The following is a 9626-nucleotide window of genomic DNA, read 5'->3' as shown; positions in this document are numbered from 1 at the left end:
GCGTCCAGGCCGGCGACCACCGAGTGACCGATCCCGGCGGCGGCGAGGAGCACCACCGAGAGTGTGGTCGTCGCCCGCATGGCCCAGCGGGGGCGTCCGCGCCGGCCGGGGGGACGTGGTACGCGGCGCGATGGACGGGGGTGACGCGGGGACCGGGGCGGTGTGGCGGGCATACGGGGCACCTCCGGGCGGCGGCCGTGGGCGGGGCGAGCCGTTGGAACGGTAGGCCCATACGATCTGCCGACCGGCGCAGCGCACCCGGCGGGGCGGGCCGTGTCCCCCGTTCGCGGTAACGTGAGCCCCCTATGAACGCCAAGCCCGACGTGCGGCTCCCCGCAGTGTCCGTCATCATGCCCGTCCTCGACGAGGAGCGGCATCTGCGCGGAGCCGTCCAAGCGATCCTCGCGCAGGAGTACGCCGGCGAGATGGAGGTCGTGATCGCCGTCGGTCCGTCCACGGACCGTACGGAAGAGATCGCGGCCCAGCTCGTCGCCGAGACGGCCTCCCGGCAGAACAAGCGCGTGCGCACGGTCCCCAATCCCACCGGACGTACGCCCGCCGCGCTCAACGCCGCGATCAAGGCCTCCCGCCATCCGGTCGTCGTGCGTGTCGACGGGCACGGCATGCTCTCCCCGAACTACATCGACACCGCCGTACGGCTCCTGGAGGAGACCGGCGCGCAGAACGTCGGCGGGATCATGCACGCCGAGGGCGAGAACGACTGGGAGCACGCGGTGGCCGCGGCCATGACCTCGAAGATCGGGGTCGGCAACGCCGCGTTCCACACCGGGGGGCAGGCCGGCCCGGCGGAGACCGTGTACCTCGGTGTCTTCCGGCGGGCGGCGCTGGAGCAACAGGGCGGCTACAACGAGGAGTTCATCCGCGCCCAGGACTGGGAGCTGAACTTCCGGATCAGGGAGGCGGGCGGCCTCATCTGGTTCTCGCCCGAGCTCAAGGTGTCGTACCGGCCGAGGCCCAGCGTCAGGGCGCTCGCCAAGCAGTACAAGGACTACGGCCGGTGGCGGCACGTCGTCGCCCGCTACCACGAGGGCTCCATCAACCTGCGCTACCTCGCCCCGCCGGCCGCGGTGTGCGCGATAGCCGCGGGCATCGTGGTGGGCGCCGCGCTCACCCCGCTGGGCTTCGTGATCCCCGCCGGCTACCTCGCGGCGCTCGTCGCCGGTTCGCTGCCGGCCGGCAAGGGGCTGCCGCTGAAGGCACGGCTCCGGATTCCCGTGGCCCTCGCCACCATGCACATGTCGTGGGGATTCGGCTTCCTGACCAGTCCGAAGGCGCTGGCCAGGAAGGTCATCGCGTCGCGGCGCCCCGCGGTCCTCAGCGACGCGCACTGAGCACCGCGACCCGCGCTGGACACCGCGATGCGCGCTGAGCGATTCGCGCTGAGCTCCACGCGCATAGAGCGCCGCGCGCGCTGCGCGCGGCGACGGGCATCCAGCACCCACCCAGCACCACGCGACCCGGGCTACCAGGTGTAGTTCGGGTCCACGTGCATGCACTGGCTGGTGTCGGACGCGTTGATGGCTCCGGCCGTGTCGGGCGTCGTGTCGTCCTTCGCCGGCGCCTTGTACGCCGTCCCCGACCGCCAGTCCGCGCCGACGACGACCGTGACCCCGGAGACCGCGGTGGACTTCTTCACCTGGCCCGTCGGGATGCCGAGGGCCCTGGCGACCGCCAGGGCGTCGCCCTCCAGGTCGGCGCTCGGGTAGCGGACCACGGTGGCCGCCACCGCCGTGGACGGCGAGGTGTCCGCGACGGCCTCGGTGAAGCCCTTGCCCGTCAGCACCTGCGTCACCGACGTCGCGCGCCCGCGAACCGCCGCCAGCGTGCTCGAGGACGTCCCGTTGTGCACCTGCACCGCGATCTTGTCGTTCGCGGCGGCCGCGTCCGTGACCGTCGGCGACGGGCTGGCGGTGACCTTCTTCGCGTCCTTGCCGTCCAGGGCGATGTCCTCGCGCACCAGGCGGAACACCTGCTTGGCGTCCTCCGTGGGCACCACCCGGCTGCCCTGGTAGCGGTTGGGCATCGTCGTCATCGTGATGCGGTCGGTGGGCACCTTCTGCAACTCGCCCGCCAGGTTGTACATCTTCGTGATGGTGTCGAGGCCGTCGTCGACGGTGATCGCCTTGGTGGCCGCCTCGGCGAGCTTGCGCAGCTTGTTGGGGTTGGTGAGCTTGGCGCTGGCGCGCAGCTCACGGACCATCGAGTTCATGTACATGTGCTGCGCCTTGGCGCGGGCCAGGTCGGTGTCGTCCTCGAAGCCGTAGCGGGTGCGCAGCCACTGAAGGGCCTGCTCGCCCTTGACGGAGTGCGTCCCCTCCGCCAGCTTCAGGCCGGAGCCCTTGCCGCTGCTGGTGTGCGAGTAGACGTTGGCGTCCACACAGACCGGGACGCCGCCGATCGCGTCCGCCATGGAGACGACACCCGAGAAGTCGATCATCATGAAGTGGTCGATGTGGATGTCGGTGAGCTTCTCCCAGGTGGCCACCGTGCAACCCGGGCCGCCGCGGCCGAGCGACACGTTCGTCATCTCGTTCCGCAGCGCCCCGTAGCTGGTCCCGTCATCGGGGTCCGTGCACTTGGGGATGTCCAGCAGGGTGTCGCGCGGCATGCTGACCACCGACATGTTGCTGCGGTCCGCCGAGATGTGCAGCAGCATCTGGACGTCCGCGAGCGGGGGGCCGCCGAAGTCGTACTTGGCGCCGCCGAGCTTCTGGTTCTCGGCGGTGTCACGGGCGTCCGAGCCGATCAGCAGGATGTTCAGCGCCGTCTGCCCGGCCGAGTTGGCCTTGGTGTCGGCCGCGCGGTCCTTGGCGTCGCCGATGTTCAGGTCGTCGTGCTTGATGTTCGAGTTGAGGTGTTCGTAGTAGAGGTATCCGGCCCCCGCGCCGCCGAATATCACCACCGCGAGCACGGTCGCCGACCAGCGCAACGCGCGTCGACGTCGCCCTTTGCGGTCCGGTCCGCGGTCCGGTTCGCGGCCCGCGCCGCGTCTGCCGCCGTGTCTGCCGTCCCCTCCGGCCGCGCTCTCGTCCTGTTGTTCCCGCGCCGCCGAGGACACCGTGTCCTCGACCGCGGGAACCTCCCTCCGCACCCCGCTGCTCCCCGCCATTCCCCTGCCCCTCCCCGCCATGCGCCTGACACGGGCCCGTCCCGCGTCAAGTCAGACGCACAACGGGCCCGAAGGGTTACCTACTTGGCGCACTGGACCTTGTCCGCCGTGGACTTCTGAACCGTGTCGGGCACGGTGGTCGGAGCCGTGAGCGAGACGCCCGCGCCCTTGAAGTCCTTGCCCAGCGTCAGTGTCATCGTCGGCAGACCCTGGGAGTTCTCTACGCTCTTGCCCGGCTTCAGAGCGGTACCGGGCAGCCCCATGATGGCGGCGAGCTTGCGTGCCTGGTCGGCCTGGTCGGGCGCGTACTCGAGCGTCGTTCTGCTCAGTGCCGCGGGCGCGTTGCCCGCGTTCTCGGACTTCGTCACGCCCTCATCATTCTGCAGCCAGTTAAGAGTTTCCTGTGCGCTGCCGGCCGGGGCACCACCGTTCATGACCTGCACCCGCACCGCGGAGGCGGCGGACTGCGTGCCCTTGAGACGGGCCGCCGCCGCCGCGGCCGCCGCGTTCTTCGACGCCGCCGCCTGCTCCTTCACCTCGGTGAAGGAGACGTCGCCCTTGATCATCTGGAAGACGGTGGGCGCCGTCGACTTGTTCACGACGACCGTGGCCTTGACCTTCTCGGCCGGGTTGTCGACGACCGGCACGGTGGTGAAGGTCAGGTTCTTGACGTTGAGCTTGCCCAGCTCCAGACCCAGGTCCTTCAGCTTGTCGATGCTGTCCAGCTGGGAGTCGACGGTCAGCGCCTTGGTGCCCGCCTCCGCCAGCTTGAACATCTTGGTGGGACTGCTGAGCGTGTCGTTCGACTTCAGCTTGCGCATCAGCGCGCTCAGGAACTGCTGTTGCAACGCGATCCGGCTCAGGTCGCCGCCGAAGCCGACGGAGTGCCGGGTGCGCACGAAGGCCAGCGCCTGCTCGCCCTCGATGGTGTGCGTGCCCTTCGACAGTTTCAGATGCGAGTCCTCGTCGTCGATGTCCTTCGCCAGGCACACCTCGACGCCGCCGACCGCCGTGGTCAGCGTCTTGACCGCGTTGAAGTCGGCGACCATGAAGTTGTCTGCCTGGATCCCGGTGAGCGCGGTGACCGTGCGCACGGTGCAGCTCGGCGTGCGCTCGTCCTGCCCGAGGCTGGTGTTGAAGCGGACGTTGTCGGTGCCCTTGATGACCTTGGTGGAGCCGTCCGCCTGCTTGGTCTGGCAGTCCGGGACGTTCACGATCAGGTCGCGCGGGATGCTGAGCGCGGTCGCGTTCGTCCGGTCCTTGGAGACGTGCAGCAGGATCGTGGTGTCCGCGTGACCCACGCTGCCGGAGTCCCCGTAGCCCTCGTTGCCCGAGCCGGTGCGCTTGTCGGTGCCGATCACCAGCAGGTTGATCGCCTTGTCCTTGCTGAAGCCACCGGTGCTCGCGCCGTCGTCGGAGACGGACGTGATGTTGTCGTTGAGGTGCTCGAGATAGAGGTAGGCCGCGCCGGCGGTGCCCACCAGGACGAAGGCCATGATCCCGCCGGTCCACAGCAGGATCTTCTTCGCCTTCGGCTTCTTCTTCACCGGCCTGCGTCCCCTCCGGTTCGCCGCCGGCTCCTCCGCGGGCGCGCCCCGGCGACGGCGCGGCGAGGGCACCTCCGGTCCCGGCGTCTCCTCGGTCGACGACGAAGGCGCCTGCCGGCCCGACGCGGCCGTACGGCCGCGCGCCGAACGTCCTGCGCCACCGGTCCGACCGGAGTCGGACCGACGAGGCCCGGGCACCGCCGACTGCGGTGCGGAAGGACTCAGTCGCAGTTCGTATTCGCCGGTGTTCGGATTGAGCACCCACTGGTCTGCGGGATCGATGTTGTCCGCCCGCCCACGGCCTTGCGCGTCCACGGTTGTCCGAATCCTCCGTCGGGGCCACGCGGCGCCTTTCCCCCTTCAAAGGCGCTCGGGTCTCGGTCACTCGGTGCGCGACCCCAGGAGATACCTCGTGGCCGGGTGCACCGGATCGCTCACACTATCCGCCCCGTTCGGCGTCGAGCGACGGCCGTGACAAATTCCACGCCCCTACAACCGGGCAATCCGCCCTATTTCTTTGAACTTGTGTTCGCCGTGAAGGGTCGGCTTGGCAAGCGCTTTACCCGCAGCTGTCCTCGGCGGCGGTGTTCCCGCGGAACGTGGGAGCGGGTGGGGTGGGTGAAACCGTCCCGGAAGCCGCAGGCCCCGCCGCCCGCGGTCCGAACGGACCGTAGTCACCCGACTCCGCAGGGGTCGGATTCGTGGGAATTCCCTTGGAAACCACCACCGGCGCGTCAGTTCGCAGCCGTTCGAAGAGTTTCTCCGCCTCGGGCTCCACCAGTTGGTCGCGATTGGCGTTGTAGACGTACGACTCCCGTGGAACGGTCAGGAATTGGACATGTTCGGTGGGAATGTCCCGCAGGCCGCGCACGAGTTCGTACAGTCCGCGCAGGCTCGCCAGATCCGGGTCGGTGGTGAGTGAGGACGTGGCCGCGTCCAGCACCGGATACAGCTTCACCGGGTTCATCAGGACGTCATTGCTCTGCACCTTGTTGACGAGCGCCCCGAGGAAACGCTGCTGCCGGTCCATCCGGTCGGTGTCACTGCCGTTCCCGAGGGACTTACGGGCCCGCACATAACCGAGCGCCTGCTCCCCGTCGAGCGTGACCTTCCCGGCGGGCAGCCGCAGTTTGGCGGCCTTGTCGTCGATCGGCTCCTTCAGGCACACCTCCACCCCGTCCACGGCGTCCACCATGTCCTTGAACCCGCTGAAGTCGACGACCACGTGGTGATCGATCCGCACGCCCGTCAGCTTCTCCACCGTCCGGATCGTGCAGGCCGAACCCCCGCTCTGGAAGGCGTAGTTGAACATCGCGAACGTCGGCTCCGTCCGCTTTCCGTCCGGCCGCAGACAGCCCGGCACGTCCACCATCAGATCGCGCGGGACGGAGACGGCGGTGGCGCTGCGCCGCCCGGCCGCCAGATGCAGCAGGATCGTGGTGTCGGACCGCTCGGTCCCGGAGTCCCGCCCGTACTTCCGGTTCCCTTCGCCCGACCGCGAATCGGACCCTATGAGCAGGACGTTCTGGGCGTCCTTCACCAGCGAGGTCGGCCGCTCCTTCGCATACCGCGACAGCTCCGCCGCGGCCGCGTCGTCGGGTGTGATGTTCCCGTCCAGCTTCGCGTAGGCGACCCACCCCGCCACCCCGGTCGCGAGGACGACCACACCCGCCGCGCCCGCCCCGTACCGCACCCACCGCCGCCGACGCCGCCGCGCGAGCCCCCGCCCGTCGGCGGACGCCCCCACTCCCGGCCCGAGGGGCCCACCGGAACCCGCCGCTTCCCTCACGTCCGATCCACCTCTCCCGCCTCCGGTCCCACGTAGGCCGTACGAGCGTGCAGAGCTGCTCCTACGACGATGCCGTGAAGTCCGCCCGAAGGCGGGACGGGGGTGAGCCGAACGGGTGAGGGGCGGTGCCCTCCGGCGCTTCGGAGGCGGGGGCGCGTAAGGCCGGCCCGTCCGGTGCCTTGGGGCGGGGGGGGGTGAGTACAACCAGCCCGTCCGATGCCTTGGGGGCGGGGGTGCGTACAACCAGCCCGTCCGGCGATTGAGGACGAGGCCCGTTCAGGGCCGAAGCGGGGGTCTGGGGGCGGCAGCCCCCAGTGACACCGACCCCGGGTACCGACCCTCCCGCCCGCCCGGAGGGCTACCGCACAGTCGCCGTCACCCGCTCACTCTCCACCCGCCGGGCCACGGCCTCCTCGTCGGCCTCCGCCAGATTCCGGCACAGCACCACGGACCCCCCGCTCGCCAGCGGCGCGTACAACCCGGCGCCGAGCCCCTCCCACGTGTCGTACGCCAGCCCCGACAGCAGCCGGGACCCGGGCCCCGTCAGTCCCAGCCCCGCCGCCGATGCCCGCGCCCGCTCGACGATCTCGGCCCCGGTGTACTCGGCCCCGGCCACGATCAGCGCGGGCTCCTCGGGGTCGACGGGAACGTACGGCGCGAAACGGTCGCCGAAGCCCGGCACGTTCACGGCGTAGTCGTCGTACCCCTCCGGAGGTCCCGGCACGAACCGTCGCCCGAGCGGCGCCAGCGACAGCGCGTACCGCTCGCCCCGGCACGCCAGCCCCGCCTCGAACTGCCCGGGCCCGGCGACCACGAAGTCCGCCCGCGCCGGATCCCCGGCCACGTCCGCGACGACTCCCACCGACGAACACGCCAGCAGCCACACGGCCGTCTGCCAGTGCGCGGGCAGCAGCAGTGCGACCCGGTCGCCGGGTTCGGCGGACAGCCCGTCCTGGAGCAGGTTGGCGGTCTTGGCCACCCAGTTGGCGAAGGTGGCCACGGACAATTCGACCCGCTCGCCCGTGGCGTCGTCGTAGAAGGTCACCAAGGGGCGCGCGGGGTCCGCGGCCAGCGCGGAACGCAGCAGGTCGGCAGGGGTGCGATCGGTGGCAGTCACCCGCGCAAGCGTACGCGCCACCGCTGCCGCCCCACCGGTTGCCGGACCCTCGCGGAGCCACCGGTTCGGCGGAACGCGCCCGACGGCCCGTCAACTCACCGATGGACAGAAATGTATGACTATGTCCAGGATCGTTGGCATGCGTGGATTGCTTGCTTCCTCGATCGGTGTCACCTGCGCGGCGGCACTCGCCCTCCCGCTGACGCCGCCCGCCAACGCGGCGACGGCGCGACCGGCGCCGGCCGCAGAGGCGGCGCCCACCGGGACGACCAGGGCCACGAGCCCCCACACCCCGACCACCCCATCCCTCCAAGGCACCCGCACCACCTCATCCCTCCAAGGCACCCGCACCACCTCATCCCTCCAAGGCACCCGCACCACCTCATCCCTCCAAGGCACCCGCACCGCCCCATCCCTCCAAGGCACCCGCACCACCTCATCCCTCCAAGGCACCCGCACCACCTCATCCCTCCAAGGCACCCGCACCACCTCATCCCTCCAAGGCACCCGCACCGCCCCATCCCTCCCAGACACCCGGACCACCCCATCCCTCCCAGACACCCGGGCCGTCTCCTCCCTCCCCGACCTCCCGGGCAGCACCCAGTCGCTGCCCCTCACTCCCCTCTCCGGTGATCGCGCCCTGGGCGGCGCGGGCGCCGGCCAGGGCCTGTCCCGCCGGGACGTGCACCACTTCTCCCTCCTGGGCGTCGTCTGGGACGACCCGGCCACGGAACTCCACGGCCGCGTCCAGGTCCGCACCCGCCCGTCCGGCGCCGGCGCCTGGTCCGGCTGGCAGGACGTCGAGACCCACAACGCCGACCACGGCGCCGACCCCGGCACGCCCGAGAGCGCCTCGGGACAAGTCCGCGGCGCCACGGCCCCGCTGTGGGTCGGTGACTCCGACGGCGTCGAGATCCGCGTCCACCCGGACACGGAAAGCCGTACGGAGGAGACGGCCCGGGGGACCCGTACCCTCTCGACGATCGCCCCGCTCCCCGTCGGCCTGCGCCTGGAACTGGTCGACCCGGGATCGGCGCCCCCCGAGCCCGCCCCCACGGCTGAGGCGCCCGCGGGCGCGGAAGACGCGGACGGCGCGGACGGCGCGGAAGAATCAGAGGGCGCGGAGAGCGCTGAAGAAGCAGAGGGCGCAGAAGGCGCCGAGGGTCCGGAAGACGCCGAGGGTGCCGAGGGTGCCGAGGGTGCCGAGGGTCCGGAAAGTGCCGGGACCGCCGCCGTGGCCGCCGAGGCGACGGCGGCCTCCGCCGCCAACGCCGCCCTCGCCCCGCTCGGAGCCATGGAGATCCCCGCCCTGGACCGCTCGGACACCGAACGCGAACTCCTCACCCTGCGCGGGGCCGAGTTGACGGTGGACCAGCGGGCGAAGCCGTACATCGGCGCGCGCCCGAGCATCGTCACCCGACGCGGCTGGGGCGCCGACGAGACGCTGCGCGAGAGCGGCTTCCGCTACACGACGAAGGTCAAGGCCGCGTTCGTGCACCACACGGCCTCGGGCAACAGCTATAAGTGCTCGCAGGCCCCGTCCGTCATCCGTGGTATCTACCGCTACCACGTCAGGAGCATGGGCTGGCGCGACATCGGCTACAACTTCCTCGTCGACAAGTGCGGGAAGATCTACGAGGGCCGCGCCGGGGGAGTGGCGAAGCCCGTCCTCGGTGCCCACACCCTCGGTTTCAACAGCAACAGCATGGGGATCGCCGTTCTCGGCACGTTCACCACCGCCAAGCCGAACAGCGCCACGGTCAACGCCGTCGCGCGACTGACGGCCTGGAAACTCGGCCTCTTCGGGGCGGATCCGCAAGGAAAGACATACCTGAAGTCCGCGGGTGGCAATCTCTACGGAAAGGGAAAGAACGTACGACTGAATGTGATCTCGGGTCACCGGGACGGGTTCGCCACGGAGTGCCCGGGCAAGCAGCTCTACGGCAAGCTCACCTCGGCCCGCACGACCGCGGCGCGCTACCAGGGGCGCTGAGGCGGGCGGTCCGGTCCGGACAGCTCCGGCCCCCGGGAAGCCCCGGGGGC

General features: G+C 70.8%; 7 protein-coding genes. 2 read left to right on the top strand and 5 right to left on the bottom strand.

Annotation, left to right across the window (positions count from 1 at the left end; genetic code table 11):
* The first annotated feature begins 305 nt into the window (after positions 1-305).
* The gene (locus ACFWBB_RS41760; protein WP_385284283.1) at positions 306-1352 is read left to right on the top strand and encodes a glycosyltransferase family 2 protein; all 1047 of its coding nucleotides are present in this window, start codon (positions 306-308) and stop codon (positions 1350-1352) included.
* A 131-nt stretch (positions 1353-1483) separates the two neighbouring features.
* Here ACFWBB_RS41760 and ACFWBB_RS41755 read toward each other — a convergent pair whose 3' ends face one another.
* From ACFWBB_RS41755 to ACFWBB_RS41735, 5 genes are all read right to left on the bottom strand, one after another.
* Positions 1484-3130: an LCP family protein gene (locus ACFWBB_RS41755; RefSeq protein WP_385284281.1), complete on the bottom strand. Its 1647-nt coding sequence runs from the start codon at positions 3128-3130 to the stop codon at positions 1484-1486.
* A gap of 80 nt (positions 3131-3210) precedes the next feature.
* Positions 3211-4992: an LCP family protein gene (locus tag ACFWBB_RS41750; protein WP_385284278.1), complete on the bottom strand. Its 1782-nt coding sequence runs from the start codon at positions 4990-4992 to the stop codon at positions 3211-3213.
* A gap of 244 nt (positions 4993-5236) precedes the next feature.
* The gene (locus tag ACFWBB_RS41745) at positions 5237-6466 is read right to left on the bottom strand and encodes an LCP family protein (RefSeq protein WP_385284275.1); all 1230 of its coding nucleotides are present in this window, start codon (positions 6464-6466) and stop codon (positions 5237-5239) included.
* Between the two features lie 358 nt (positions 6467-6824).
* On the bottom strand, positions 6825-7583 hold the full coding sequence (locus ACFWBB_RS41740) for a TIGR03089 family protein (RefSeq protein ID WP_385284272.1): 759 nt from the start codon (positions 7581-7583) through the stop codon (positions 6825-6827).
* Between the two features lie 90 nt (positions 7584-7673).
* On the bottom strand, positions 7674-8201 hold the full coding sequence (locus ACFWBB_RS41735; RefSeq protein WP_385284289.1) for a hypothetical protein: 528 nt from the start codon (positions 8199-8201) through the stop codon (positions 7674-7676).
* Here ACFWBB_RS41735 and ACFWBB_RS41730 point away from each other — a divergent pair.
* On the top strand, positions 8191-9576 hold the full coding sequence (locus ACFWBB_RS41730) for a peptidoglycan recognition protein (protein ID WP_385284286.1): 1386 nt from the start codon (positions 8191-8193) through the stop codon (positions 9574-9576). The two genes, ACFWBB_RS41735 and ACFWBB_RS41730, sit on opposite strands and share 11 nt — an antisense overlap.
* The last annotated feature ends 50 nt before the right edge of the window (positions 9577-9626 follow it).

Origin of the sequence: Streptomyces sp. NPDC060000 (assembly GCF_042737375.1) — a bacterium.
Lineage (GTDB): Bacteria > Actinomycetota > Actinomycetes > Streptomycetales > Streptomycetaceae > Streptomyces.
This window is presented reverse-complemented; position numbering and strand designations above follow the sequence as displayed.